This window comes from Deinococcus grandis (genome assembly GCF_001485435.1).
In the GTDB taxonomy this organism is placed as follows: domain Bacteria; phylum Deinococcota; class Deinococci; order Deinococcales; family Deinococcaceae; genus Deinococcus; species Deinococcus grandis.
Genome location: NZ_BCMS01000001.1, coordinates 368,564 through 395,299 on the forward strand (window position 1 = coordinate 368,564; position 26,736 = coordinate 395,299).

Sequence of the window (26,736 nt, forward strand, 5' to 3'; positions counted from 1 at the left end):
GGGCGGACCTTCACGCTTGCCTGAAGGTCAGGGCGGCTGCCAGACTGCCCGGCGTGACCGACGTTCCGGACCGCCCCACCCTGCCCGACGCCCTGAAACGCGTGCTGCCCGCCGCCCGCTGGGAACGCGTGAGCGGCGGCCAGAGCGGCGCGCAGGTCTGGCGATCCACCCGCCACGTGCTGAAGATGCAGCCCCGCACCCCGCACGCCACGAGCACGCTGCAACAGGAACGCGAGCGGCTCCGCTGGCTGGCCGGGCGCATCCCCGCCCCGCAGGTCGTGGCCTTCGAGACCGGGGCGGACCGGGACTTCCTGGCCATGACCCGCCTGACCGGCATCCCCATGAGCCACCCCGACGCCCGGCTGCACCCCGAACGGGTCGTGAACCTCCTGGCGCGCGCGCTGCGCGAACTGCACGCCCTGCCCATCCGGGACTGCCCATTCCGGCAGACGCTGGACGTCACCCTGCCCCTGGCCCGCGAACGCGTGCAGGCCGGACTGATCGACGGCCAGGACTTCGACGACGACCACGCCGGACGCAGCGCCACCAGTGTCTTCAACGAACTGGCCCGCACCCGCCCCGCCCAGGACGACCTCGTGGTCGCGCACGGCGACGCCACGCTGGACAACATCATCCTGAACGGCGAGTACGTCGAAGGCCTGATCGACGTGGGCCGCCTCGGCATCGCCGACCGGCACGCCGACCTGGCACTGGCCCACCGCAGCGTCCGCAGCGAACTGGGCGAACGCTACGCCGGGATGTTCCTCGACCTGTACGGCCGCGCCCTCGTGGACGACACGAAACTCACGTACTACCGCCTGCACGACGAACTGTTCTGAACCTGGAAGTGGGCAGTAGGAAGTGGTGAGCGGGGTGGGGGTTCCACCGTCCACTCACCACTTCCCACTTCCTGCCCTTACGCCTTGACCCAGCTGCGGAGGTAGTCGGCCATCAGTTCGCTGACGTTCACGCCGTCGCGGGTGGCCTTCTCGATCTGGGCGGCTTTCTCCTCGCGGGTGATGGGGAGCCAGAGGGCCACGTACTCCTGGCCCCCTTCCTGCCTGAATTCCCCGCCCAGTTCATCGCGCTGCACGAATCCGGTCTTCTCCATGTCTTCCTCCGTCCCGGCCTGCATCAGCCAGTGGGTCACGCGGGCTTTCAGGAAACGCCACTCCCGGCCGACCTTGCGGCCCGGGATCTCACCACTCCGCACCAGGGTGTAGGCGGTGGTTTCGCTCACCTTCAGGTAGGCGGCCAGTTCCTCCAGGGTCAGCACCTCGTCCGTGGGGATGTTCGTCTCGTTCATTCCGGCACCTCCTCTCAGGTGAGGTTATCTTGCGCTATCTGATAGCTGATGTCAATAGATGGTGAAAGATGGTGCCAATTGATGCCGAATGCGCTTCGTCGCATGCCCTCCGGTCTGCCCGGCCTGCCCGTGCTCTACTCGGGCTCATGCGCACCCTCGGCCGACTCGTCTCCCGGCACCCCTGGGCGGTGCTGCTCGCGTGGCTGCTCGCCGCCGCCCTCAGCCTCCCCTTCGCTGCGCGCGCCCCCGCCGCCCTGACCGCCGACCCCGCCGGGGGCCTGACCGGGTCCGAAGCCACCCGCGTCACCGACCTTCTGCGCGACCGCTTCGGGGAACGCGACACGAACACCGTCGTCCTCGTCACCCGCAGCCAGCCGCCGCTGGGGACCCCCCAGGGCGACGCCACCTACCAGCGCTTCCTGGACGGCCTGGAGGACGTACCCGGCGTCACCCGCGTCACCGCCGCGCAGAGCGGCGGCCCCTACCGCACCCGCTCCGAGGACGGCACCCTGGCCCTGACCCTCGCGCAGATTCCGCTGCTGGACGGCGCGAGCGACACCCTGCGCCGCGTGCGCGCCTACACCGCGCGGACAGAGAGCGCCGCGCTGGACATCCGCGTGACTGGCGGGCAGGCCATCGCCGACGACTTCACGCATTTCGCGGAGAGCGACACCAAACGCAGCGAACTCGTGGCCCTGCCGCTGATCGGCGCGCTGCTGCTCGTCGTGTTCGGCGCGCTCGTCGCCACCGGCCTCCCGCTGGCCGTCGGGGTGCTCAGCATCAGTGTCGCCATGGCCGCCCTGTACGGCCTGACGCACGTCATGGACGTCAGTACCTTCGCGCAAAGCGTGATCACCATGCTCGGCCTGGGCGCGGGCATCGACTACGCCCTGCTGATGGTCAACCGCTTCCGCGAGGAACTGAATAAAGATGGCGGTGAGTCGCAGACGAACCCGACCGGAGGGAGCCGCCACAACGACCGGAGTTCAGGAGATGGACGGGCCACTGGTGCCGTTCCAGTGGGCCGGGAATCGGAGGAATCCGGTCGCCCCCGCACGCCCGACCCGCGCCGCGCCGCCGAACGCACCGTGCAGACCGCCGGGCGCAGCGTCGCCTTCAGCGGCCTGACCGTCGCCATCGCCATGGCAGGCCTGATCCTCCCGCCGATCGCGTTCGTGCGCTCCATCGGGATCGGCGGGGTGCTGGCCGTGCTGCTGACGGTGCTGGCCAGCCTCACCGCGCTCCCGGCGCTGCTGGCGCTGCTGGGTGACCGCGTGAACCACCCGCGCTTCACCCGCCTGAGCTGGGCGCAGAGCGGCGCGGCCTCCGGCGCGTGGACGGCCTTCGCGCGGCGCGTCACCGCCCGCCCCTGGATCGCCGTGCTGAGCAGCACCGCCTTCCTGCTGCTGCTCGCCTCGCCCGCCCTGAACATCCGCACCGGGTACGCCGGGGCGTGGGGGCTCACGCCCGGCGTGGAAAGCCGGGACACCCTGAAAGACGTCGAGGCGCTCGGCGCGGGCGGACTGCTCAGCCAGTTCGAGGTGATCCTCGACCTGAAGGGCCAGCGCTACACCCCGCAGGGCCGAGCGAAGTTCCAGGCGCTCGTGACGGACCTGCGCGCCCTGCCCGGCGTGAAGGGCGTCCTCAGCCCCTTCCTGACCCCCAGCGACCTCGCAGGCACGAGTGCCAGCAGCACCGACCAGCTCGCCGCGCTGAGCGCCCTGACCACCCGCTCCTTCAGCCGCGACCGGACCCTGCTGCGCGTCACCGTCATCCCCGACCGGACCCTCCCGGCCCGCGAGATTCCCGCCTTCGAACGGCAGATCCGGGGCACCATCGAGGCCAGCGGCTACGCCTACCTGCTCGGCGGTGCGCCCGTCGGCGGCGAGGAATTCAGCCGCGCCATCACCGACTCGCTGCCCACCGTCGTCCTTGCCGTCTTCGCGGGCACGTTCCTGCTGCTGATGGTCGCGTTCCGCAGCCTCCTGATCCCCCTGAAAAGCATCCTCATGAACGCCCTGACCGTCGGCGCCGCCATCGGCCTCGTCACCCTGATCGTGCAGGAGGGCGTCCTGGCCGCGCCCCTCGGCATTCCCGGCGACGTCGGCGTGCTCGACGCCAGCCTCCCGGTGCTGCTGTTCGCCGTGATGTTCGGCCTCAGCATGGACTACGAGATCTTCCTGCTCTCCCGCGTGCAGGAGGAATACCTCGCCGGACACCCCAACGACGAGGCTGTCGTGCTCGCCGTCGGCCACACCGCCCGCATCATCACCAGCGCCGCCATCATCATGTTCATCGTCTTTTCCGCCTTCATCTTCGGACGCGTCGTCGCCAGCAAGAGCATCGGCCTGGGCCTCGCCATCGCCGTCGCCCTCGACGCCACCCTCGTCCGCCTCGTCCTCGTGCCCGCCTTCCTCAAACTGGCCGGGAAGTGGAACTGGTGGCTGCCCGCATGGCTCGACAAACGCCTGCCGCACATCCGCCTCGAACACTGAACAGAGGTTGTGGGGAGTAGGCCGTGGGGAGTGGGAAGGGCAAAAGAAAGGGGGCGACCGGCATCTGCGGTCGCCCCTCTGACTTCCTACAACCCACACCCCACTCCTCCCTGCCCACTTACACCTCGGCGTGCTCCTGCTCGCGCTTGCGGCGCAGGAACCACGCCACAGCCGCCACCACCAGCACCCCCAGAATGATCTTGCTCGCCGGACCCACGTACTGCTCCACCCGGTCGTAATGCTCCCCCAGCAGGAACCCCGCCCCCGCCAGCAACGACGCCCACAAGCCCGACCCGATCGCGCTGAACAGCAGGAACTTCGGCATCGGCATCTCACTCATGCCCGCCGGGAGACTCAGCAGCGACCGGATGCCCGGCACCATCCGCCCGAACAGCACCGCCTTCGACCCATGCCGGTCAAACCAGTCGTCCGCCTTCTTGATGTCCTTCCCACTCAGCGTCAACCACTTCCCGTGCTTATCCGCCCACGCCACCAGCCGGTCCTCACCGAACGCCCGCCCGATGTAATACAGCGGCAGCGTCCCGATCACACTCCCCAGCGTCCCCATCAGGATCACCAGCACCAGATTCAGATCCCCACGCGACGCCGCGAAGCCCGCCGACGGCATGATCAATTCACTCGGAATCGGCGGAAACACGTTCTCCAGCACCATCAACAGCAGGATCCCCAGGTACCCCATGCTGTCCATCAAATTCTGCACCCACTCGGCCATACCCCCGAGCGTACCCGCCCCACCACAGGGCAAGCGTCCACCCAAAGTGAAGCCCACTTCACGCACGACCGCCCCCCACCCCCCACCCCCTACACTCGGCGCATGACCATCAAAGCCGTGATCTTCGACTTCGACGGCACCATCCTCGACACCGAAACCCCCGAATTCACCCACTGGCAGGCCCTCTACCACCAACACGACCGCCAGCTGAACCTCAGCGACTGGCAACGCGGCATCGGCACCTGGGACGCCTTCGACCCCTGGCTCGGCCTCCCCGACAGCGTCCAACAGGACCGCCACGCCACCCACGAACGCCTGCGCGCCGACATCCACCACACCATCGAACGCAGCGACCTCCGCCCCGGCGTCCGCCACGTCCTCGACGCCATCCGACCCGCCGGACTCCGCCTCGCCCTCGCCACCAGCAGCGACCGCGCCTGGGTCACCCGCTGGCTCCACCACCACCACCTCTACGACCACTTCGAAACGCTCGCCACCCGCGACGACGTCACCCGCGTCAAACCCCACCCCGAGCTCTACACCCTCGCCACCCACCAACTCGGCCTGCACCCCCACGAATGCCTCGCCGTCGAAGACAGCCTCAACGGCGCCACCGCCGCCGCCGCCGCCGGACTCCACGTCGTCGTCGTGCCCAACGACGTCACCCGCACACAAGCCTTCCTGCCCGAATGGGGGCGCGTCGAAGGGTACGAGGGGGGGCTGGAAGCCCTGCTGGGCACCGTTCGGGGGTGAAGTCGTGTGGCTGCGCCTGCGGCGGGCTGCCCCACCCCCCAGCCCCCTACCCCAGAGGGGCAGGGGGGGCTTACGTTGGCACTGGGCAAGAGTTTTTACTCCTGCGGCGCGTTTGTGTTGGGCAGTAACGTATCCGGCTTCGACGCCATCCTCCGCCCCCCACGTTGGCCCGCGCGCTTCGCGCACGACGGCCGGTGGTGGTCTGCGTTCGGTGGCAGGGCAACCTGAAGCGATCCGCTGATCGACTTTGAAAACCACGCTTTTGCCAAAGCGAGAAAAGGTAGAACCTTGCGGCACGCACCAAGGTATGGGGCCAACCCATCGTCGTGGCAACGGAGCCCGTCGTGCGCGCAGCGCGCGGGGCGCACGCGGCGAGTTCGGAGGCATGCAGCCCCATCAGTGGCCGTCCCCGCCCCATACTCGCCGACCACCTCAGAGCAATACCTTGCCGAGCGCAGCGAAAGCTCCCCCTGCCCCTCTGGGGTAGGGGGCTGGGGGGTGGGGAAGCCCTCCGCAGACGCAGCCCATCAACCGTCAGCTCGTCAGATGTCCTCACTCCCGGTATCCATGCGGACCACGCGTGGCTGGAAGCTGGCGATGACGTTCACGAGGTCGTCCTGGCGGGCGATGACGTCCTGGATGCGTTTGTACGCTTGTGGGGCTTCGTCGATGCCGCCGCCGATGAGGGTGACGCCGCGCGTGGTGAGGTACGCCTGGACGTCTTTTTTGTTGAGGGTGCTGGCGGCGGCTTTGCGGCCGAGTTGGCGTCCGGCGCCGTGGCTGGCGCTGCTCAGGGCGCCGGGGTGGCCGAGGCCGCGCACCACGTAGCCGGGGTCGGCCATGCTGCCGGGGATGAGGCCGAGTTGGCCCTGGGCGGCGGGGGTGGCGCCTTTGCGGTGCACGATGAGTTCCTGATCGCCGACCTGTTGTTTCCAGGCGAGGTTGTGGCTGTTGCTGACCTGCGCGAGGGGCGTGACGTTCAGGGCGCGGGCGAGGCGGGTGTGGATGAGGTGGTGGTTGGCGAGGGCGTAGCGGCCGGCGAGGGTCATGGCCTGCCAGTACGCCTGTCCGTCTTCGTGGTCGAGGGGGAGCCATGCGAGTTTTTTCGCTTCTGGCGCGAGGGTGGGGTGGTGGCGTTCGGCGAGGGCGGTGAAGTGTCCGGCGACCTGCGCGCCGAAGCCGCGGCTGCCGCTGTGGGAGAGGACGGCGAGGTACTCGCCGGGGTCCAGGCCGAGGTCGGCGGTGGGGAGGGTGAGGGTGCCGAATTCGACGAAGTGGTTGCCGCTGCCGCTGGTGCCGATCTGCGTGGCGGCCTTGTCGTACAGGTGGCGCAGGATGGGCTGGTCCTGCCAGGTGCTCTCGTGCAGGACGTCGTGGTCCTGGCGGTCGCGTTTCTCGAAGGCGACGCCCGCGCCGAAGCGGGTGTGCTTCAGCAGCAGGGTGGTGGCGTCGTCGGTGCGCAGCGCGCCCGGTTGGATGGGCAGGACCGAGAGCATCATGGAGCAGCCGATGTCCACGCCGACGCCGTAGGGGATGACGGCGTTCTCGGTGGCGAGCACCCCGCCGATGGGGAGGCCGTAACCGACGTGCGCGTCGGGCATGAGCGCTCCGGCGCGGCTGACGGGGAGGCGCATGGCGACGTCCATCTGACGGTGCGCGCCGGGGTCGATCAGGTCCGCGCCCCAGGTGGGGTAGGGGAGGGGCTGGGCGCGCAGGTCGCTGCCCCGGCGGGCGTCGAGGACGGCCTGCTGCGCGAGGAGTTCGGCGGCCAGCGGGGCGTACACGCCGCCCTCGGCGTACGCGGCGGGGTTCTGCTGCACGGCGCGTAGTTCGCTGAGGATGTCGTCGCGGGTCAGTCCGGCGGTTTCGCGCTGGGTGGCGGCGGTCTGGGCGAGGGCGATGGCTTTCTTTTCCAGGCCGAGTTTCACGAGGTGTTTGCCGTTCATGGGTGTCTCTCTTTCAGGTGGGTGGGGAGGCGACTGCGCCTCTGGGTGTGGAGCCTCCGGGTGTGGGTGTCCGGTCGCCGGGATCGCCGTCCGGGGCGTCGGCTGTGGTGCTGTCGGGTGTACCTGCGGGCATGGTCGCCTCCTTTCCCTGATCGGGTCTGGGTGAGTGTGCCGCGCGGGTGGGGCAGCGGGCATCCGCATGGTGGCGGATGGGCGGCGTAGGCCAGTGCCTACTCCGGCAGCTCGTCCAGTGGCGTGGGGTCGAAGCGGACCCGGTCGGGGATCAGCCGCCCGTTCTGCGCGCGGTACGTCAGGACGAGGCGGCCCGTGAACGCCCAGGCGCGTTGCACCTCGACCAGCGCGGTCAACTGGCCGCCCTGCACGGTCCAGCGGACCTGATCGCCGATGCGGGTCGCCTCACCGGGGGGCACGCCGGGCAGCGGGGGGAGCTTCACGCTGCGGCCCGGCAGCGTCAGGCTGTTCGCCCCGAAGCGGACCTGTTGCCGCAGGTACGGGACGGGCGGCGTGACCGGCCACTCGCGCAGGTCCGGGAGGCTCAGCACGTGGGCATCGAACACGGCCACGCCGGTCCCCTCGTCGGTCATCAGGGTCACGAGGACCTCGGGCCGGGCGTCGCCGGTCACGTCCGTGACGCTCAGGCCCGGCCAGAAGGTGGGATTGCTGATCGTCCGCCACTTGGGGAACGTGCGGCTGGTGCCTCCTGCGGTGACGCGCAGGCCGGTCAACCATCCGGCGCGTGCAGGCGCGGTGGTCTGCACGGTCACGGCAGGCCCTTCGTGCCGGGCGACGGTCGCCCCGGCGGGAATACCCCCCGTGGGCGTCGGGACCGGCACCTGCGCGGCGTGTGCGGGCAGAAGCGAGGCGGCAATCAGCAGGCAGAGGCGGCGCATGCCCCATCATGCCGGGTCAGCGGACGGCGGGGCGGCCCAGCGCGTCGGGGTGCACCTCGCGGGCCAGCGCGGGGGCGCGGCGGTCCAGGCGGAAGCCGAAGCCCGTCCAGTGCCACAGGCTCAGCGCTCGGGCGGGCGCGCCGGGCGCGGCGTAGGTGGTTTCCAGCGTGGCGAGCGTCCCGCCGGGCAGCACGGTCAGCGCCGAGACCGGCTGGAACAGGGCGCTGCCCACCCAGACCTCCCGGTACCGGCCGCCGCCCAGGGGGCGCAGGACCGCCACGTGACTGCTGAATCCGCGTGCGTCGCGGTTGCCCTGGATGGGCGTGGGGCGCGCGCTCCAGCGGGCGGTGTGCCAGTCGCGCCAGGGTCGCCACACGGCCAGTACGCATTCGGGGGTGCCGTCGCCGGTCACGTCGGCCAGGACGCCGGTTCGCACCTCCCAGTCGGGGGGGAGAGTCAGGGACGGGCAGGGCTGCGCGGGCTGCACGGCCGCACTGGTGGTCCAGTCGCCCGCCGGGGTGAGGCTGCGCCAGGGCAGACTGCCGCCGCCCGCGAGCGCGCCGCCCAGCAGCAGGGGCAGGAGCAGGGCGGATCCCTTCACCGGGCCTCCGGGCAGGCGGGGAGGCCCAGGCGGATCAGGGCCTGCGCTCGCTGCACGCCGCTGGCGGGGCTCACGCGGCCCGCGCGGGTACGGGTGGGGGCCGCGCAGGCACGGGTGACGTCCGGCAGGGGCACGCGCACCACCGCGCCGAGCTGCGCGGACGGGAACGGCTGGTCGAACAGCAGGTTCCCCAGGCTGTACAGTACCAGCGCCGCGCCGCGCGGCCCGGTCAGGACCTCGTGCCCCTGGAGGACGTGCGGGCCGCTCCCGGCGATCACGGTCGCTCCGGCCGCCACGAGTGCCCGCGCCTGCGTCCGCTGCCGGGCGGTGGTCAGGCCGTATTCCTCGCCCCAGTGCGGCAGGACGATCACGGTGTCCGCCCGCCGGGCCGCCGCGCGCACGGCGGCCAGCGGGAGGGACGTCGCGCCGTCGTCCAGCCACGCGAGCAGCGCGACCGGCTGCCCCCGCACCACGCTGAAGATCGGGGCGGCGGTGACCGGATGCAGGTTCGCGCGGCTCAGCGTGCCCCGCGACTGGGCCTGCCCGGCTGGCCCGGCATCCAGGCTGTGGTTGTTCACCACGCCCAGGTGAGTCAGGGCCCACAGGGCCGCCGCCGCGCCGGGAGAGGCGCGCAGGTCGATGCCCCGGGTCACGCGCGGCGCGTCCGTCAGGGGGGATTCCAGGTTCGCGGCGGTCAGGTCGGCGCGCAGCAGCGGCGCGATGGGCCGCAGCGTGGCGGGCCAGTCGGCGGCGTTCGCCTGCGCCACGCCTCGCGCGAGGCTCAGGTCCCCACCCAGCGCCAGCGTGACCACGCCGGACGCGGGGGCTTCCCGCCCGCCCGACGTGAGCAGCAGGCCCGCCAGCAGCGCGCAGGCGCGCTTCACTTCACGAGCACGCCGTCCAGCCAGGGGTGCGCGGGCGGCACCTTGCCCCGCTGGAGCTGCGCGCGCCACGCCTCGTCAGTCAGGCGGCCCGAGACGGGCACCGTAAACTCGTACTGCGAGTACACGCCGCCCCGCGCGACCTGCAGCCCGCCGCGTCCGTCGGGCACGACGGCGTACAGCTCGTGGATGAAGCCGGTGCCTTCCTCCAGGGCAACGACATTTCCCGTTCTGTCCCCGCCGGTGGCGACGTCCGCGACGACGGCGGCCATGGCGTCCTCGTCGAACTCGCTGGCGTTCTCGCCGTCCTGGGGGTCGGCACTGGCGGTCTTCATCTCCTCCAGCCACCCGCCGAAGTAGTGGATCTGGTCGTACCCCTCGGCGGTCAGGGGCGTGCCCGCCAGCTGCTTGGTGGTGGCGCGGCTCAGGACGCCCAGCATGTCGCGCAGCTTGTCGAGGCTCAGTTCAGTGCGTTCCGACAGGACCCCCTGGTCCTTCAGGACGCGCCGCGTCAGGGCCTCCAGCGTCTGCAGGCGTGCCCAGAGGGCCGGGTTGGGTTCCACGTATCCGCGTGGGGGTTCCGGGGGGTCCCCGCCGCCGCCCAGTTCGGCCATGGTCTGCTTGGCGTACAGGATGGTGTCGTGCCGCAGTTCCGTCCAGGAGCCCAGCGCGGTCAGCATGTCCTTGCGCGTCCAGGCGGGCGTGCGCATGAACGCCGGGTAGCGCGCGTCGCGCGCTTCGGGTTTCGCCAGCGCCTGCAGCGCGTACAGCCAGCCGCTGTACACGTTCGCGGTCCAGTCGCCCGGTTTGAGCGCGGCGAAGTTCGCGCGGAGCTTCGCCATGTTCGCCTCGTAGTTCGCGTACTTCGCCTGCCCGCTGCGGCGCAGTTCGTTCAGCGCGGCGTCGCTGCCCAGCACGGCCAGCAGGTCCAGGCCGCTGGGCAGCAGGCGCGGCTGCTCGTCCGTGCCGACCTCGCGGTACACGAGGCGCTGGAAGGCCGCGCCGTCCAGCGTGAAGCGCTGCCCCATCAGCCGGAAGCCCAGCGTCTGCGCGTCGCGCACCTCGCGGCCCTCGCCGGGTTTGGCGACGACCACGGCGCTGTTCACCTGCGGGGGCGGCAGTTTCCGCAACTCGGCCTGGAAGGCCGCCAGGACGGCCGGGTCCGCCAGTCGGCGCACCTGTCCGCCCGCCGCTGCCCGGAGGGCCTGCGCGTACTGGCGGTAGTTCAGGTCGTCGCTGCGACCCACGAGCAGCGCGGTCGGGTCGTAGATGCGCGCCCAGAGTTTCTGCGCCTCGGCGTTCGCGCCCATCAGCGACGTCAGCAGGCCCGCCACGCGCGTCTCGCTGGCCTTCTCCACCCGCAGGTTCATGCGGCCCAGCCACATCATGGTCCGGAAGTACCGTTTCAGCGCCTCGCTCCGGGTGTAGTGCCCGCGCGGCACGTACTGCGAGTAATCCTCCCGCAGCCCGCTGCCGCTGAAGATGGGGGAACCGGCGATGCCCTGATGCGCGTCGATCAGCTTCAGTTCCGCCGCCACCAGGGCCGCGACCTCGGCGGGCGGGGTCACGGCCGGATCCGCCAGTTTCTGCGCCACGGCCAGATACGCCAGCGTCAGCCGGGCGTCGGCCTCCAGCGGCGTGCCCTTCAGGGCCGTCAGCTGCCGCCGCGAGTCCGCCACGAGCAGCGCGGTCAGGCGGCGCGCGGCGGGCGCCAGGGACTCGCGTTCCAGGTCGCGCAGCAGCTTGTCGAAGATCAGGTGGTACACGTGCAGCGTCGCGTCGGCCGTGACGAACACCGGCTGCTCCGCGTAGCGGGTGCTCTCGTACACGGCGTCGAACTGCCGCCACTGCGCGGGCGTGATCACGAAGCCGCTGCGGGACAGCGCCGAGCGCTGCGCGGCGTTCAGGCCGGGCAGGTCCAGGTCGGCGTTCCCGCTGACCAGTGGCGACTTCAGGGGCCCCAGGTTCACGGGGAGCGAGTACGGCGTGGGGACGGCCAGGGCGCTGCCCAGCAGGCTGACGGTCAGGACGCATGCAAGAGGACGCATGCGGTCGTCATACCACGCCGCTGGGCGCCCGGTCAGCTCAGGTGCAGGGCGTCCGCGGCCTCCTGCGTCTCGTTCCAGGGAATGGTCTCGTGGGCGCGTTCCAGGGTGTCCTCTGGGCCCTTCCCGGCCAGCAGGACCGTGTCGCCGGGCTGCGCGAGCCGGATGGCAGCGCGGATGGCGTCCCGGCGGTCGGGAATGGACTGGAAGTTGGTGTGTCCGGCTTCCTGCGCGCCGCGTGCCATCTCACGCAGGATGTCAGCCAGCGGGGTGTCGCGGCAGTCCTCCTCGGTGAAGATCGCGTGGTCCGCGAGGCGGGTGGCGACCTCGCCCAGCGGGGCGCGCTTGCCGGGGTCGCGCGGCCCGCCCGCCGAGCCGAGCACCACGATCAGGCGGCCCGCCGTGGTGGTGCGCAGGGTGCCCAGCGCCTTCTCGAGGCTGGGGGGCGTATGCGCGAAGTCCACGACGACGCGCCGCCCGCGCGTGTCCGGCACGAGTTCCATGCGGCCCGGCACGCCCCGGAACGACGCGAGGCCCGCCACCAGCGCCTCCCAGTCCGCGCCGAGGTGCGCGGCGGCGGCCATGGCGGCCAGGGCGTTCGCGACGTTGAAGCGCCCGATCATCGGCAGGTGCGCGTCGAACTCGCCCAGCGGACTGATCACGTGGAAGTGCAGCCCCGTGCTGCGTTCCTCGATGTCGGTGGCGCGCCAGTCGGCGTGCTGCCCCTCGGCGGAGTAGGTGATCTCGGCGGGGGCGACGCCGCGCAGCTGCGCGGTCCAGGGGTCGTCCACGTTCAGTACCGCGAACGGCGCGGCCTCGACCAGTCGGCGTTTGTCCGCGAAGTAGTTCTCCAGGGTGCCGTGGAAGTCCAGGTGTTCGCTGCTCAGGTGCGTCCAGACCGCCACGTCCCACGCGACGCTCCGCACGCGCTCCAGGGCGAGGGCGTGACTGCTGGCCTCCAGCACCGCCGCGTCCGCGCCCGCCGCGACCATGTCGGCCAGGGTGGCCTGCACCTGCGGGGCCTCGGGGGTCGTGAAGTGCGCCGGGAAGTGCCGCAGCGTCCCGTCCGGCAGTTCATACCCGACGGTGCTCAGGAGGCCGGTGCGCTGTCCGGCGGCGCGCAGCAGGTGCCGGGCCAGCCAGCTGGTGGTGGTCTTGCCGTCCGTGCCGGTCACGCCCACCACCCGCAGGTCACGGCTGGGGTGCCCGGCGAGCGCGGCGGCAGCGTCCGCCAGCGCGGCGCGGGCACTGGTGACGCGCAGGTACGGCAGGGGGCTCGTCACGCCGTCCGGGAGGCCCTCGCCGATCACGGCCACCGCGCCCGCCTGCGCCACCCGGTCCATGAAGCTGTGCCCGTCGAAACGCGCCCCGCGGATCGCCACGAACGCCGAGCCGGGCTGCACCCAGTCGGCATTGTGCGTGACCCCCGTCACCTCCGGGTTCAGCTCCGGGCCAACAGGGGTCAGGTGGGCGTGCAGGTGGTCGGCCAGCTCGGCAAGGCGCATGCCGGGATCATAGCGGGCCGCCACCTGATACGGATTCCGTTTGTTTCGCCAACAATCCGGAACTTCACCGGATTGCCGGCTGCACGTCCGGAACCCGTTTCTCTCCTTCTCGCCTCCGCTCGGATTGAATGGGCTTTGCAGCCCATTCAATCGGAGTCCGTATGAGCCCCTCAGCGTTGGCGGGTGTACAGGCCGCTGAACGTCACGTTCAGGCCCCCGCACGCGCCGTTGTCCAGCGCGACCAGCCACGGGCCGACCGGCCACAGGCTCAGCTCGCAGCCGTCTGCTGCGGTCTGCCACGCGCCGCCCCGGCGGGTCAGGGTCCCGTCCACCTCGCCCAGGTTCGCGCTGCCGCCGGGCGTCGGGTACAGCGCGTCCCCCTTCACCCGCCACGTGCCGGCGGCCGTCTTCGCGAGGATCAGGGTGCCCGTCCCGGACTTCCAGGTGCCGCTCAGGGCGGGACTGGCGGGCACGTTCTGCACCTGCATGGTGTTCAGGTACCCGCCCACGCCGGTCGGCACGCCGCCCCGCACGAAGTAGCTGCAGCGCCGACCGTTCACGGCGGGCCCCTGCAGGAGCAGGTCGCCCTGGACCACGTACGCCCTGCCCGGCTGGCCGCCGGCGTCGGTGAACACGGCGCGGCTGGCCGACACGCGGGCGGCCCGCAGGTCGCCGGGATCCAGGGTCAGCCAGTCGGGGCAGCCCAGCTGGGTCGCCGGGGCGGATGCGGGCGCTCCCTGGGCGTGGGCGAGCGGGGTGGGGGCGGCAGCGCCCAGCAGGGCCAGGGTCAGGACGGAACGGGACAGGGCAGGCATCCCGGTCAGCGTATCGGGCGGCAGGACGGCGCGCCGCCTCATCTGACCGGGCATCCGGTTGCGGGCCTGTCAGCGCAGCAGCGGCAGCCCGTAGCCGTTGGCCTGCACGCGCTGGCACACCCACTCGAAGGCCTGCGGGTCCGCCACGAAGTCCAGCTGGTCGCCGGGCACGCGTACGACCGGGCAGGCGTCGAAACCCGCGACCCAGCTGTCGTACAGGCGATTCAGGCCGCCCAGGTACGCCTCGGGGATGTCCTGCTCGTAGGCGCGGCCGCGCTGCGCGATGCGCCGCTTCAGGGTGGGGAGGCTCGCGTCGATGTGGATCAGCAGGTCCGGGACGCGCAGGGCGGGCAGCACGCCCTCGTACAGGCTGCGGTACGTGGCCCAGTCGCGTTCCTCCATCTGCCCGCTCTCGTAGAGGTTGCGCGCGAAGATGTTCGCGTCCTCGAACACCGTGCGGTCCTGGATGACGTAGCGGGCGCCGGTCACGAGGTTCAGGTGCTGCTCCAGCCGCCGCGACAGGAAGTACACCTGCGAGTGGAAGGAGTAGCGGCGCATGTCGCCGTAAAAGTCCTCCAGATAGGGGTTCTCGGCGTAGGGTTCGTACACGGGGCGCAGGCCGTAGCGCCCGGCGAGCATGCGGGTCAGGGTGCTCTTGCCGCTGCCGATGTTCCCGGAGATCGCGAGGTACATCAGTCGGCGGCCTGTCCGGCGCGCAGGGCCTCGTCGATGCGGGCCAGGAGGCCGCGCTCGTCGTCCGGGTTGTTCACGAAGTCGATCCCGGCCGCGTCGATGATCAGGTGCGGGTGCGGGTACGTGCGGAAGTACTCGTCGTACCGCCCCGTGAGGTTGGCGAGGTACTCGGCCTGCATGTCCTGCTCGAAGGGGCGGCCGCGCAGCGCGATGCGGCGCAGCAGCTCGTCGGTGTCGGCGCGCAGGTACACCACGAGGTCCGGGGTGGGCAGGCGCGGCGACAGGTGCGAGTACAGGTCCTCGTACAGCGCGAACTCGGCGTCGCGCAGGTTCATGGACGCGAAGATGAAGTCCTTGTCGAACAGGTAGTCGCTGACGACCGAGTCGCGGTACAGCCCGGGCTGCCACAGCGCCGAGAGCTGCTTGAAGCGCGAGAGCAGGAAGAACGCCTGCACCTGGAAGGAGTACGCCTCGGGCTGCTCGTAGAATTTCGCCAGGAAGGGGTTCTCCTCGACGATCTCCAGGTTCAGTTCGGCGTTCTGACGCGCGGCGAGCCGCCGGGCGAGGCTTGTTTTCCCGACCCCGATGGGCCCTTCGACGACAACGTACATGGCAGGGCTGAGCATAGCGTCCCCCGCGAGTCTCAAGGGTGGATGAAGACCTTGACACGCGCGGGGGGACCGGGAGGGGAGGGGGGACGAGACATGGAGGATGGGTGGATTCCACCCTCGCCCCTCTATTCCCCGTCCTCTTTCTTCTTGTCTTTCAGGCGTCCGGCGTCTTTTGCGGCGCGGGTCAGGAGGTACTCGATCTGGGCGTTGACGCTGCGCAGGTCGTCCGCGGCCCAGCGTTCCAGCGCGGCGTACAGCTCCGGGCTGATGCGCAGGGGGAAGTTCTTGCGCGGCGGCATGGCTAGTACAGGCTACCGGCGTTCACGACCGGTTGTGTCCCGCGCTCGCTGGTCAGGACGACGAGCAGGTTGCTGACCATCTGCGCCTTGCGTTCCTCGTCGAGCTGCACGATGTCCTGCTCGCTGAGTTCCTTCAGGGCCATCTGCACCATGCCCACGGCGCCCTGCACGATCTGCTGCCGGGCGGCGATGATCGCGCTGGCCTGCTGGCGCTGCAGCATCGCCCCGGCGATCTCGGGGGAGTACGCGAGGTGCGACAGGCGCGCTTCGAGCACCTCCACGCCGGCGTGGCGCAGGCGGGCGGCGAGTTCGCGGCCCAGCGCCTCGGCGACCTCGTCGGCGTTGCCACGCAGGCTCATGCCCGCGCCGTCGTACTCGTCGTAGGGGTACTGGCTGGCGAGGTGCCGCAGCGCCGTCTCGCTCTGGATGGCGACGAACTCGGCGTAGTCCTCGACGTCGAACACGGCGCGGGCGCTGTCCACGACCCGCCAGACGATCACGGCGGCGATCTCGATGGGGCTCCCGGCGGCGTCGTTCACCTTCAGGCGTTCGCTGTTGAAGTTGCGGATCCGCAGGCTGACGCTCTTTCGCACCGTCAGGGGGTTGGTCCAGTACAGGCCGTTGCGGCGTTCGGTGCCCACGTAGCGGCCGAACAGGGTGAGGTTGGTCGCCTGGTTGGGCTGCACGATGAAGAAGCCGAACGGGATGAGGCCGAGCAGCGCCAGGACCGGGAGCAGGGCCCAGTACCCGGACGTGATGTACAGCGCGCCAGTGCCCACCATGGCCAGCAGCCACACCAGGAAGACCGGGATGCCGGGCAGGCCGAAGGCGGGGCGTTCGGCGCTGGCGACGCCGCTGCGGGTGGAGACGCCGCCCTGCGGAGCGGGAACGGGAGCCTGTTGCAGTTCGTTCATGATGGAACCTCCGGGCGATCTCGAATGACTATCAAAGTGATATCACTTTGAACCCGAGTCCACCAGGGGGCGCGGCCCGCGAGCGCGGACGGCCACCCCCGCCCCACCCCCGGCAGGGGACGCCCGCAGCGTCAACGTTCCCGCAAGGCCGCCCGGCCCGCGCGCCGGTACGCTGAGCGGATGAGAACCGTCGTGCTGATCGTCGTGCTGGTGCTGCTGGGCCTGTTCGCCGTGCTGAACACCAACGCGCTGATGTTCCCCCACACGCTGAGCCTGGGGTTCGTCACGTACACCGGCGTGCCCATGGGCCTGATCCTGCTGATCGTGGCGACCCTCCTGACCCTGGTCTTCTACTTCTGGGCGGGCATCACGGGCCTGCGCGCCCAGGCGGACAGCGCCAAGCTGCTGCGCGACATGGAAGCCCTGCGGACCAGCCTCGACCAGCAGGAGGGCAGCCGCTTCGCGCAGCTCCAGACGCACCTCGACGAGCGCTTCCGGGTCCTGGGCCAGGGCAGCGGCGGCGCGGACGTCGCCGCCCTGAACGCCCGCGTGGACGCCCTGCAACGCGACCTGAACGTGCAGCTGGCGCAGATGGACGACTACCTGAAGACCAAGCTGGGCTGAGACGGACTCCGGTTGAAAGGTCTGCAAAATCTTTCGACCCGAGCGGACTCGGAGAACTGCGCAGCAGAGCGAGCGGGAGAGAAGCGGGTTCCGGGCGTGGAGTTGACAGATCGGAAGACTACCGATCTGTCAACGAAACAAACGGAATCCGTATGAGGTGCGGGCGCCGGGCGGCGCGGCTGGACGCTCCTTGCACCCGGTGCAAACCGCGCGGGCCGCGCCGCCTAGAATGCCCACGGAGGAGTACACCGCATGGCCCTTGACCGTTTTTTCCGCCGCCGTCGCCCCCAGCAGCAGCCGGGCACGGACGTGCCTGACCTGTGGACCCAGTGCCCCGCCTGCAAGGAAGGGGTGTACAACCGCGACCTCGAAGCGGGCGCCTACGTGTGCCCCAAGTGCGGGCACCACATCCGCCTCGACGCCGCTCAGCGCGTGCAGGTGCTGCTCGACGAGGGCAGCTTCACGCAGCTGTCCGGCCGGGTGCAGCCCACCGACGCCCTGAACTTCCAGGACACCGAGGCCTACACCGACCGCCTGCGCCGCGCGCAGAAGAAGACCGGCCGTCCCGACGCGATCCTGACCGGGACCGGCACCATCCTGGACGTGCCGGTCACGCTGGCCGTCATGGACTTCGCCTTTTCCGGGGGCAGCATGGGCAGCGTCGTCGGTGAGGAGATCGCCCGCGCCGCCGAGCACGCCGCCGCGCACGGCACGCCCCTGATCATCGTGACCGCCAGCGGCGGGGCGCGCATGCAGGAGAGTGCGCTGTCCCTGATGCAGATGGCCAAGACCACCGTCGCCCTGGAAGGCCTGACCGAGCGGGGCCTGCCGTACGTCAGCCTGCTCACCGACCCCACCACGGGCGGCGTGACCGCCAGCTTCGCGACCATCGCGGACGTGATCGTCGCCGAGCCCGGCGCGCTGATCGGCTTCGCGGGCCCGCGCGTGATCCAGCAGACCATCCGCCAGAACCTCCCCGAGGGCTTTCAGCGCGCCGAGTTCCTGCTGGAGCACGGCATGGTGGACGCCGTCGTGGACCGCCGCGAGCAGCGCGCGTACCTCGCGTCCCTGCTGGGCCTGCTGACCCGCCGCGAGGTGAGCGCGTGACCGCCCCCATCGACACCCTGAAGGAACTCGAGGCCCGCGTGCGCGACCTGGAAGTCACTGCCCAGAAGACCGGGCAGAACCTCGACGCCGCCCTGACCCCCCTGCGGGCCGAGGTGGACCGCCTGCGCGCCGCGCAGCCCAGGGTCACCCCGACCCGCTGGGAACGGGTGCAGCTGGCCCGCGCGCAGGGCCGCCCCACCGCGCTGGACTACGTGGACCGCCTGTGCACCGAGTTCACCGAACTGCACGGCGACCGCCGCTACGGCGACGACCCCGCCCTGATCGGCGGTCCTGCCCGCTGGCAGGGCGTGCCCGTCATGCTGCTGCTGCAGCAGAAGGGCCGCGACACCAAGAGCAAGATCAAACGCCGCTTCGGCAGCGCCAACCCCGAGGGCTACCGCAAGGCCGTGCGCCTGATGGACCTCGCGGACAAGTTCGGGCTGCCCGTCGTGGCCCTCGTGGACACCCAGGGCGCCTACCCGGGCCTGGAGGCCGAGGAACGCGGCCAGGGCTGGGCGATCGCCGAGAGCATCCGCCGCATGCTGAACCTGCGCGTGCCGGTCGTGAACGTCGTCATCGGTGAGGGCGGCTCGGGCGGCGCGCTCGCCATCGGCGTGGGGAACCGCGTCCTGATTCAGGAGAACGCGTGGTACTCCGTGATCTCCCCGGAAGGCGCCGCGAGCATCATCTGGAAGGACGCCAGCAAGGCCCCCCTGGCCGCCGAGGCGCTGCGCCTGACCGCCCCGGACCTCCTGAAACTCGGGATCGTCGAGGAAGTCATTCCCGAACCCACCGGCGGCGCGCACCAGAATGCCGACGAGGCCGCCCGCGCCGTCGGCGAGGCCGTCACCCGGCACCTGCGGGAACTCGCCGCGCAGGACGCCGCGACCCTGCGAACTGACCGGGCCGCGCGCTTCCGCCGTCTGGGTGCCTACACCGAAACGCCCTGACCCACCCCACCCGGCGCGGACCCGTCACTGATCGGGCGGTCCGCGCCTGTTCTGGCAGGGCGCGGCTATGCTCGGGCATGCCTGACCTGCCCACCCTGCTCGCCTTCAGCGCCGCCGCGCTGGCCCTGATCCTGATTCCCGGTCCCAGCGTGCTGTACATCGTGGCGCGCAGCCTGCATCAGGGGCGGCGCGCCGGGCTGGTGTCCGCGCTGGGCGTGCAGACCGGCGGACTGGTGCACGTCCTGGCCGCCACGCTGGGCGTCTCGGCGCTGGTGCTGTCCAGCGCGCTGCTGTTCAGCGTCCTGAAGTGGGTGGGGGCCGCGTACCTGATCGTGCTGGGCATCCGCACCCTGCGCGCCCCCACCCCGGACGCCCTGACCGTCACCGTGCCGGACGCGCCGCCCCTGACGCGAATCTACCGGCAAGGGGCCGTCGTGAACGCCCTGAACCCCAAGACGGCGCTGTTCTTCCTGGCGTTCCTGCCGCAGTTCGTGCACCCCGGTCACGGGCCGGTGTGGGCGCAGACCCTCACGCTGGGGCTGGTGTTCCTGGGCCTCGCCACCCTGAGTGACGGCGCGTACGCCCTGCTGGCCGGCAGCCTGGGGCAGCGCTGGCAGGGAAGCCGCACCTTCGCCCGGCGGCAGCAGCAGGTGTCCGGCGGGGTGTACGTCGCGCTGGGTGTGGGCACCGCCCTGATCCCCCACGGGTCATGAGGGCCGGGGCAGGTCGGCCAGCGCCGCCACGCTGAGCGCCGCGCCGCCCGCCAGCGCCCGCTCGCGCACGCGCGGGTGCGCGTGGACGTGCCACGCGCTCAGGCCCGCCGCGACCGCACCGCGCACGTCATGCTCCGGGCTGTCCCCCACGTACGCGCCCGCCCCGGCAGGCAGACCCAGGGCGTCCAGCATCACCCGGAACGGCAGGGGATCGGGTTTCAGCGCGCCCACCTCCCCCGCGATGACCACCACCTCGAACACGTCAGGGAGGCAGGCCTGCACCCGCGCCCGCTGCGCCGCGCCGTCGTACGCGTTGGACAGCAGCGCCAGCCGCACCCCGGCTCCCCGCAGGTCACGCAGCAGCTCCGCCGCGCCCGGCATGGGCACCGTCGCCGCGACCAGCGCCCGCGTGTACAGGCCCAGGTGCTCCTCCGTCAGCGTCACGCCGTATGCCGTGAGCGTCCGCCCCAGCCGCTCGGCATCCTGCCGCAGCGGGTCAGCCTGCCCGGCCTCCACCCGGTCGTGGAAGGCCATGATCTCGTCCACGGCGCGATTCTCGAACGCTGCTGGCGGCACGTCCGGGCAGGCCGCGCGCCGCAGCGTGTCCAGCGCATGAATGTCCGCCGCGACGAAATCCGTCAGCGTGCCGTCGAAATCGAAGGCCAGGAAGCGCAGCGGAGCGGGCAGGTCGGGACGCACCCCGGCAGCCTACCCGCCCCACCTCGTGCGCGCTGCTTCAGCCGAGCATGTCGAGTTCCTGAACGCCGCTCAGGAATTCGCGTTGCGGGTACTCGTCCGGGTCGAAGCCTCGGTCGCCCTCGGCGGGCGTGACGCTCAGGGACGCGAAGTCGAACAGGTCGCGGTCCATCAGGTGGCTGGGCGTCACGCGGGTCAGGGCGCGGGCGATGTTCGTCAGGCGGCCCGGGTGTTCCCGCTCCCAGCCTTCGAGCATCTCGCCGACCACCTTGCGCTGGAGGTTCTCCTGGCTGCCGCAGAGGTTGCAGGGAATGATAGGGAACTGGCGTGCCTGGGCGTAGCGGATGATGTCGGCCTCCGCGACGTACGCCAGGGGGCGAATGACGACGTTGGTGCCGTCGTCGCTCTGGAGTTTGGGCGGCATGGCCTTCAGGCGCGCGCCGAAGAACAGGTTCATGAACAGCGTTTCCAGGATGTCGTCGCGGTGGTGGCCCAGCGCGATCTTCGTCGCGCCGATCCTGCGGGCGTGGGCGTACAGGATGCCGCGGCGCAGGCGGCTGCACAGCGCGCAGGTGGTCTTGCCCTCCGGCGTCTTCTCCTTGACGACGCTGTACGTGTCCTCGGTCAGGATGTCGAAGCGCACGCCCAGTTCCGTCAGGTAGCGGGGCAGGACGTCCTTCGGGAAGCCCGGCTGGCCCTGGTCGAGGTTCACGGCGACGATCTCGAAGTCGATGGGGGCCTTCTTCTGCAGGTGCAGCAGCACGTCCAGCAGGGTGTAGCTGTCCTTCCCGCCGGACAGGCAGACCATCACGCGGTCGCCGTCCTCGATCATGCGGTAGTCGCCGATGGCCTGTCCCACCCCCTTCACGATCGTCTGGAAGAGGCGGGGGTCGGTGGTAGAGGTGGGGGCAGTCTGGGTCATGGCGCGCTAACGGGTCATGGTACGCGCTGCGGGGCGGGGCAAGTGTTCCCTGCCTCGCCCCGCCCCCCCGCCCGGGGGCCCGCAAGCCACAAGGGACGCTCATGCTTTCTGTGGACGGCGTAGCGGCCCGCGCGTGGCAGACTGCCTGTCATGACGGCCCCCGCCGCCCCCTCCACCGCCACCCCATTCATTGCCTCCGGGGCCGCAGCTTCCGTTCAGACTCACCCGCTAGAGTGGCGCGGATGAGAGCGTTCAATGTCCTGGGCGGCGTCCTGCTCGCCGGAGCGGTCGGCGTGGGCGGCCTGTGGGTCGCCTGGGGCCGCGACCTGCCCAGCGTGTCCGACCTGGACGTCCTGGAATTCAGCGGGCAGACCCGCGTGTACGACCGCGCCGGAACGCTGGTCGGCACCCTGACCCCCAGCCTCAGCAGTGGCGGCAGCGTGAACCGCGACCTGCTCAAGGCCGGGCAGATCAGCCCCTGGCTGCAGAAGGCGGTCGTGACCAGCGAGGACCGCCGCTTCTACCAGCACGGCGGCGTGGACGTGATCGGCATCGGGCGCGGCCTCCTGAAGGGCCTGCTGAAAAACGACCTGGAGGGCGGCAGTTCCATCACGCAGCAGGTCGTGAAGAACACCCTGCTCGCCGACCTGCAGGGCGCGCGCACCGCGGAACGCAAGTTCAAGGAGGCGGTCCTGGCCTACCAGCTGGAACGCAACTTCGACAAAAAGCAGATCCTGAACGCGTACCTGAACGTCATCTACTGGGGCGACGGCGGAAACCGCGACATCATCGGGGCGGGCGGCGCCGCGCACGCGTACTTCGGGAAGGACGCGTCGGAACTGAACCTCGCCGAGAGCGTGTACCTCGCCACGATCATCCCCGCCCCGAACCGCCGCTACAAGGAATTCAAGTCGTACCGCCCCCTGATGAAGAGCCTGCTGGACCGCATGGTCGAGGACGGGCAGGTCACGCAGGCCGAGGCGGACGCCGCCTGGAAGACCCCCATCTACCCCGCCGGGTGGCGCATCGGCTGGAACGCGGACGGCACGCTGCGCACCGCAAACCTGGAACGCCCGGACCGCCTGGGCGAGAACCTCCAGCGGACCGAGGGCGCGCAGCGCTACCCGAACTTCTACTACCTGCAGGCGGTGGAAAAGGAACTGCTGCCCCTGATCGGCCGCAAAGCGCTGTATGGAGGCGGGAAGATCTACACCGGCATGAGTGCCCAGGCGCAGGCGGCCGCCGAGCAGGCCAGCCGCGGCGCGCGCCTGCCCGACGGCGCCACGCTGGGTGCGGCGCTGGTCCGCCCGGACAGCGGCGAGGTGCTGGCCCTGGTCGGGCAGAAACTCACGGACGCGCGGCCCAGCGACTGGAACAACGCCACGCAGGCCCGGCGGCAGGTGGGCAGCAGCGTCAAGCCCCTGCTGTACGCCCTGGCGCTCGAGAAGGGCTGGAAGCAGAGCGACACCGTCCTTGACGCGCCCATCCAGGGCGACTACCAGCCCATGAACTACAACCGCCGCTGGACCGGCCGGTACGTCACCCTGCGCTACTCGCTGGACCACAGCCTGAACCTCCCCACCGTCCGGATCGGGCAGGAACTCGGCATTCCGACCTTCGAGGCGAAACTGCGCGACCTGGGCCTCACGCCCCCCGCGAACGCCGGACTGTCCCTGACCATCGGCACGCTGGAAGCCAGCCCGCTCCAGATGGCGTCCGCGTACGCCACCTTCGCCAACGGCGGGCTGTACTACGCGCCCACGCTGGTCCGCAAGGTCGAGGACCCGCGCGGCAAGGTCATCTACACCCGCGCCGCCCCCACCCCGAAACGCGTGTGGGACGCCCGGGCCGCCTGGCTGGGCCTGGACATGTTGCGCGGCGTCGTCAACGACCTGACGGCGTCCCAGGGGGGCCTCGCCACGCGCGCCCTGATTCCCGGCTGGCCCGTCGGCGGGAAGACCGGCACCACCAACGACATCAAGGACCTGTGGTTCGCGGGCGTGACCCCCACCGTCGCCGGGGCCGTCTGGGTCGGGAAGCAGGAGGGCGGGGCGCTGCCCGACTGGGCGTACAGCGGCGAGATCCCCACGCCCATCTGGCAGCAGGCCGTGGCGGGCGCACTGGCCGGGCAGCCCGAGGCTGCCTTCCGCGAGCCGGACGGCGTCACGTACCGCGTCGTGCGGAACGTGAACATGGCCTTCCGCACCGAGGAGGCCGACAACGACCCCGTCGCCCGCGACGGCAGCGGCAGCACCAGCGGGTTCTTCGGCCGCCGCCGCCAGCCCACGCGGCCCGCGCAGCCCAGCCCGGCGCCCGACCCGGAACCCGCGCCCGTCCCCACCGAGGAGGTCGCGGCCCCCGAACCCACCCCCGAGGCGACCGCCGAGCCCACCCCAGTGGACGCCATTCCCGCCACGCCCGAACCGGAACCCACCCCCACCCCCGAACCGGTCACGCCGGACCCCGCCCCGGAGGTGCCGGTGCAGAACCCGCCCGAACCGCTGCCGGTCGAACCCGACCCCACCGTCATCCCGGATCAGAACCCCGGCGATCAGGGCGAGACCCCCGCCGACCCGACCACCCCGGACGGGCAGGACACCACCGACCCCGCAGGCGAGATTCCCCCGCTGAACTGACCCCGGGCAGGAACAGGGCCGCCCCCGCGCTCTACACTGCGCGCATGACGGCCCTGTTCTGGCTGATGTCCCTGCTGGCCGCCGCGCTGGCGTTCGGCAGCGTCCTGCTGCTCACCCGCGACCTGCCGCGCGTGTCCATTCCCGGCATCGTGGGCGAGGTGCTGACCTTCGCGCTGCTGGGCGCCCTGCTGCTGCTGGACGCGCCCCTGGCGACCCTGCTGCCCGCCCTGATCGCCGGACTGATCGGCACCGCCTTTGGGCTGTACCGGTTGCTGAACCGCTAGGGGAGGGGTGTGGGGTGTGGGCTGTGGGTTGTAGGAAGGGCAGAAGGAGGGGGGCGTGCGATTGATCCGCACGCCCCCTCCTTCAACTGTCAACGTTCAACCTGCGACCCTGATCCTCAGTCGCGGCGGGGTGGGCGGCCGCCACGGTCGCCGCGGTCGCCGCTGCGGGCGGGGCGGGGTTCGCGGGGGGCGATCTTGCCTTCGAGTTCGGGGCGGATCAGGTCGATCTTGCCGCGGTCGTCGATGTTCGCGATCTTCACGCGCAGCTTGTCGCCGACGTTCAGGACGTCCTCGACGGCATTGATGCGTTCCTCGCTCATCTGGCTGATGTGCAGCATGCCGTCCTGGCCGGGGAACAGGTTGACGAACGCGCCGAAGGGGGCGGTCTTGACGACGGTGCCGTCGAATTCCTCGCCGACCTTCGCCTCGCGGGTGATGCCCTCGATGCGGGCCTTGACGGCCTCGGCGGCTGCGCCGTCCGCGCTGAAGATGCGGATGGTGCCGTCCTCTTCCACGGTCACCTGGGCGCCCATGGCTTCGAGTTCGCGGATCTGTTTGCCGCCGGGCCCGATGACCTTGCCGATCAGTTCGGGGTTGATCTTGATGCTGACGATGCGGGGCGCGGTGGGGCTCAGTTCGGCGCGGGGCGCGGCGAGCACCTCGGCCATCTTGCCGAGGATGTGCAGGCGACCCTCGCGGGCTTGCGCCAGGGCTTCACGCATGACCTGGGGGGTGATGCCGCCCACCTTGATGTCCATCTGCAGGGCGGTGATGCCGTCGGCGGTGCCGCACACCTTGAAGTCCATGTCGCCCAGCGCGTCTTCCAGACCCAGGATGTCGGTCAGGACGCGGTACTTGTCGCCTTCCATGACCAGACCCATCGCGACGCCCGCCACGGGGGCCTTGATGGGCACGCCGGCGTCCATGAGGGCCAGCGTGCCGGAGCAGACGGTCGCCATGCTGCTCGACCCGTTGGATTCCAGCACCTCGCCCACGAGGCGGATGACGTACGGGAACTCCTCGAAGGTGGGCAGCACGGCGCGGATGGCGCGCTTGGCGAGGTTGCCGTGCCCGATCTCACGGCGGGACTGGCCGCCCATGCGCTTGACCTCACCCGTGCTGTAGGGGGGGAAGTTGTAGTGCAGCAGGAACTTGTCGCCGGTCTCGGTGGTCAGGTCGTCCACGAGGATCTCGTCGCGTTCGGTGCCCAGGGTCGCCACGCCGAGCACCTGCGTCTCGCCGCGCGTGAAGATCGCGCTGCCGTGCGCGCGGGGCAGCGCCCGCGTCTCGATCCAGATGGGCCGCACGGTGCGGCTGTTGCGGCCGTCGGCGCGCAGGTCGTCTTCGAGGATCAGGCGGCGCAGTTCCTGCTTCTCCACCTTCCCGAAGGCGCTCTTGAGTGCCGCGAGGCGCTCCTCGGCACCCTCGACCTCACCGTCAGGGATGCGCGCCTGGATCAGGCGGTCACGCAGCGCCTTGATGGCCGCCGAGCGGTCCTTCTTCTTCGCGGTCAGCAGCGCGTCGCGCAGGCCCGCGGCGCGCGCCGCCTCGGCCAGTTCCGGCACGAGGTCCGTGCTGAGGTCGCCGTCGGCCAGGAAGTTGAACTTCTCCTGGCCCAGCTCGGCGCGCATCTGCTCGATCAGCGTCAGGACGCCCTGCATCCCGGCGTGCGCGAACTCGATCGCGGCCACCAGATCTTCCTCGGCGACGTTCTGCGCGCCCGCCTCGACCATCATCACGGCGTCGCGGGTGCCCGCCACGACGAGGTCCATGCGGCTGCGCTCGAGCTGGTCGGCGGTGGGGTTCAGCACGAACTGCCCGTCGATCTGGCCCACGCGCACGCACGCGGTCGGGCCGTTCCAGGGAATGTCGCTGATGCTCAGCGCCGCCGACGCGCCGATGGGGCCCAGCACGTCCGGCAGGTTCTGCTGGTCGGCGCTGAGGACCGTGATGATCACCTGCGTCTCGTGGCGGTAGCCCTTGGGGAACAGCGGGCGGATCTGACGGTCGGTGATGCGCGCTGACAGGATCGCCTTCTCGCCGGGGCGGCCCTCGCGGCGGTGGAAGCTGCCGGGAATCTTCCCGACGGCGTAGTGACGCTCCTCGAACTCCACCGTCAGCGGCAGGAAGTCCAGGGTGCTCTTCTCTTCACGGGCCTGCGCGGTCACCAGCACGACCGTGTCGCCGTAGCGCAGGGTCACGGAGCCGCTCACCAGCTTGGCGAGCTTGCCCGTCTCGATGCTCAGTTCGCGCTCCCCGAGCATCGTCTTGTAAGTCTTTCCGATCATGAAATCCA

At 70.9% G+C, this 26,736-nt stretch carries 25 protein-coding genes; 9 read left to right on the forward strand and 16 right to left on the reverse strand.

Annotated elements, in window-relative coordinates:
- Window positions 1-53 precede the first annotated feature (53 nt).
- Entirely contained in the window at window positions 54-839 is a 786-nt protein-coding gene (locus tag DEIGR_RS01805; RefSeq protein ID WP_058974769.1) for an APH(3') family aminoglycoside O-phosphotransferase, read from the forward strand.
- A 77-nt stretch (window positions 840-916) separates the two neighbouring features.
- On the opposite strand, the gene DEIGR_RS01810 is transcribed toward DEIGR_RS01805, so the two are convergent.
- Window positions 917-1,306, reverse strand: a complete 390-nt coding sequence (locus DEIGR_RS01810) for a helix-turn-helix domain-containing protein (protein WP_058974770.1) — start codon at window positions 1,304-1,306, stop codon at window positions 917-919.
- Between the two features lie 146 nt (window positions 1,307-1,452).
- Between DEIGR_RS01810 and DEIGR_RS01815 the strand changes: the two genes are divergently transcribed.
- Entirely contained in the window at window positions 1,453-3,801 is a 2,349-nt protein-coding gene (locus DEIGR_RS01815; RefSeq protein ID WP_058974772.1) for an MMPL family transporter, read from the forward strand.
- 118 nt (window positions 3,802-3,919) lie between these two features.
- Here the strand turns inward: DEIGR_RS01815 and DEIGR_RS01820 are convergent, their stop codons facing one another.
- The gene (locus DEIGR_RS01820) at window positions 3,920-4,534 is read right to left on the reverse strand and encodes a DedA family protein (RefSeq protein WP_058974774.1); all 615 of its coding nucleotides are present in this window, start codon (window positions 4,532-4,534) and stop codon (window positions 3,920-3,922) included.
- Between the two features lie 102 nt (window positions 4,535-4,636).
- Here DEIGR_RS01820 and DEIGR_RS01825 point away from each other — a divergent pair, with 102 nt between their 5' ends.
- Complete coding sequence (locus tag DEIGR_RS01825) at window positions 4,637-5,287, forward strand: HAD-IA family hydrolase (RefSeq protein ID WP_058974775.1); 651 nt, start codon at window positions 4,637-4,639, stop codon at window positions 5,285-5,287.
- A gap of 542 nt (window positions 5,288-5,829) precedes the next feature.
- Here the strand turns inward: DEIGR_RS01825 and DEIGR_RS01830 are convergent.
- The 11 genes from DEIGR_RS01830 to DEIGR_RS01875 all read right to left on the reverse strand — a co-directional run bounded on the left by DEIGR_RS01830 (window position 5,830) and on the right by DEIGR_RS01875 (window position 16,508).
- Window positions 5,830-7,233: an RtcB family protein gene (locus DEIGR_RS01830; RefSeq protein ID WP_058974778.1), complete on the reverse strand. Its 1,404-nt coding sequence runs from the start codon at window positions 7,231-7,233 to the stop codon at window positions 5,830-5,832.
- Between the two features lie 230 nt (window positions 7,234-7,463).
- Window positions 7,464-8,144, reverse strand: coding sequence for a hypothetical protein (locus DEIGR_RS01835; protein ID WP_058974780.1), 681 nt, complete (start codon window positions 8,142-8,144; stop codon window positions 7,464-7,466).
- Window positions 8,145-8,160: 16 nt separating this feature from the next.
- Window positions 8,161-8,745, reverse strand: coding sequence for a hypothetical protein (locus DEIGR_RS01840; protein WP_058974782.1), 585 nt, complete (start codon window positions 8,743-8,745; stop codon window positions 8,161-8,163).
- Window positions 8,742-9,629, reverse strand: coding sequence for a CapA family protein (locus DEIGR_RS01845; protein ID WP_083523896.1), 888 nt, complete (start codon window positions 9,627-9,629; stop codon window positions 8,742-8,744). The genes DEIGR_RS01840 and DEIGR_RS01845 overlap by 4 nt, the downstream gene beginning before the upstream one ends.
- Complete coding sequence (locus tag DEIGR_RS01850; RefSeq protein WP_058974784.1) at window positions 9,626-11,674, reverse strand: DUF3160 domain-containing protein; 2,049 nt, start codon at window positions 11,672-11,674, stop codon at window positions 9,626-9,628. Before DEIGR_RS01850 ends, DEIGR_RS01845 begins: the two co-directional genes overlap by 4 nt.
- Window positions 11,675-11,706: 32 nt before the next feature.
- Window positions 11,707-13,176: a UDP-N-acetylmuramoyl-L-alanyl-D-glutamate--2,6-diaminopimelate ligase gene (locus tag DEIGR_RS01855; protein WP_058974787.1), complete on the reverse strand. Its 1,470-nt coding sequence runs from the start codon at window positions 13,174-13,176 to the stop codon at window positions 11,707-11,709.
- Between the two features lie 170 nt (window positions 13,177-13,346).
- Entirely contained in the window at window positions 13,347-13,991 is a 645-nt protein-coding gene (locus DEIGR_RS01860; protein ID WP_058974789.1) for a hypothetical protein, read from the reverse strand.
- Window positions 13,992-14,060: 69 nt separating this feature from the next.
- On the reverse strand, window positions 14,061-14,684 hold the full coding sequence (locus tag DEIGR_RS01865; RefSeq protein ID WP_058974790.1) for a deoxynucleoside kinase: 624 nt from the start codon (window positions 14,682-14,684) through the stop codon (window positions 14,061-14,063).
- Window positions 14,684-15,295, reverse strand: coding sequence for a deoxynucleoside kinase (locus DEIGR_RS01870; protein WP_058974793.1), 612 nt, complete (start codon window positions 15,293-15,295; stop codon window positions 14,684-14,686). Before DEIGR_RS01870 ends, DEIGR_RS01865 begins: the two co-directional genes overlap by 1 nt.
- 125 nt (window positions 15,296-15,420) lie before the next feature.
- Complete coding sequence (locus tag DEIGR_RS21025) at window positions 15,421-15,594, reverse strand: hypothetical protein (protein WP_169796843.1); 174 nt, start codon at window positions 15,592-15,594, stop codon at window positions 15,421-15,423.
- Window positions 15,595-15,596: 2 nt separating this feature from the next.
- Window positions 15,597-16,508 (reverse strand): SPFH domain-containing protein, encoded by a 912-nt coding sequence (locus tag DEIGR_RS01875; protein WP_083523897.1) that lies wholly within the window; start codon window positions 16,506-16,508, stop codon window positions 15,597-15,599.
- A 180-nt stretch (window positions 16,509-16,688) separates the two neighbouring features.
- Between DEIGR_RS01875 and DEIGR_RS01880 the strand changes: the two genes are divergently transcribed.
- The 4 genes from DEIGR_RS01880 (at window position 16,689) to DEIGR_RS01895 (ending at window position 19,902) form a co-directional block, all read left to right on the forward strand.
- Window positions 16,689-17,132 (forward strand): hypothetical protein, encoded by a 444-nt coding sequence (locus tag DEIGR_RS01880; protein ID WP_058974794.1) that lies wholly within the window; start codon window positions 16,689-16,691, stop codon window positions 17,130-17,132.
- A gap of 252 nt (window positions 17,133-17,384) precedes the next feature.
- Window positions 17,385-18,239: an acetyl-CoA carboxylase, carboxyltransferase subunit beta gene (gene accD, locus DEIGR_RS01885; protein ID WP_058974796.1), complete on the forward strand. Its 855-nt coding sequence runs from the start codon at window positions 17,385-17,387 to the stop codon at window positions 18,237-18,239.
- The gene (locus tag DEIGR_RS01890) at window positions 18,236-19,189 is read left to right on the forward strand and encodes an acetyl-CoA carboxylase carboxyltransferase subunit alpha (protein ID WP_058974798.1); all 954 of its coding nucleotides are present in this window, start codon (window positions 18,236-18,238) and stop codon (window positions 19,187-19,189) included. Before accD ends, DEIGR_RS01890 begins: the two co-directional genes overlap by 4 nt.
- Before the next feature lie 77 nt (window positions 19,190-19,266).
- Window positions 19,267-19,902: a LysE family translocator gene (locus tag DEIGR_RS01895; protein WP_058974800.1), complete on the forward strand. Its 636-nt coding sequence runs from the start codon at window positions 19,267-19,269 to the stop codon at window positions 19,900-19,902.
- Here the strand turns inward: DEIGR_RS01895 and DEIGR_RS01900 are convergent.
- Complete coding sequence (locus DEIGR_RS01900) at window positions 19,897-20,601, reverse strand: HAD family hydrolase (RefSeq protein ID WP_058974802.1); 705 nt, start codon at window positions 20,599-20,601, stop codon at window positions 19,897-19,899. The two genes, DEIGR_RS01895 and DEIGR_RS01900, sit on opposite strands and share 6 nt — an antisense overlap.
- Window positions 20,602-20,638: 37 nt before the next feature.
- Window positions 20,639-21,520 (reverse strand): tRNA 2-thiocytidine(32) synthetase TtcA, encoded by an 882-nt coding sequence (gene ttcA / locus DEIGR_RS01905; RefSeq protein ID WP_058974804.1) that lies wholly within the window; start codon window positions 21,518-21,520, stop codon window positions 20,639-20,641.
- A 242-nt stretch (window positions 21,521-21,762) separates the two neighbouring features.
- Here ttcA and DEIGR_RS01910 point away from each other — a divergent pair, with 242 nt between their 5' ends.
- Both DEIGR_RS01910 and DEIGR_RS01915 read left to right on the forward strand, forming a co-directional pair.
- Window positions 21,763-24,156, forward strand: a complete 2,394-nt coding sequence (locus DEIGR_RS01910; protein ID WP_058974806.1) for a transglycosylase domain-containing protein — start codon at window positions 21,763-21,765, stop codon at window positions 24,154-24,156.
- 44 nt (window positions 24,157-24,200) lie between these two features.
- Window positions 24,201-24,440 (forward strand): hypothetical protein, encoded by a 240-nt coding sequence (locus tag DEIGR_RS01915; RefSeq protein WP_058974808.1) that lies wholly within the window; start codon window positions 24,201-24,203, stop codon window positions 24,438-24,440.
- Between the two features lie 116 nt (window positions 24,441-24,556).
- On the opposite strand, the gene pnp is transcribed toward DEIGR_RS01915, so the two are convergent.
- A complete protein-coding gene (pnp, locus tag DEIGR_RS01920) occupies window positions 24,557-26,728 on the reverse strand; it encodes a polyribonucleotide nucleotidyltransferase (protein WP_058974810.1) in 2,172 nt (723 codons plus the stop codon).
- Between the last annotated feature and the right edge of the window lie 8 nt (window positions 26,729-26,736).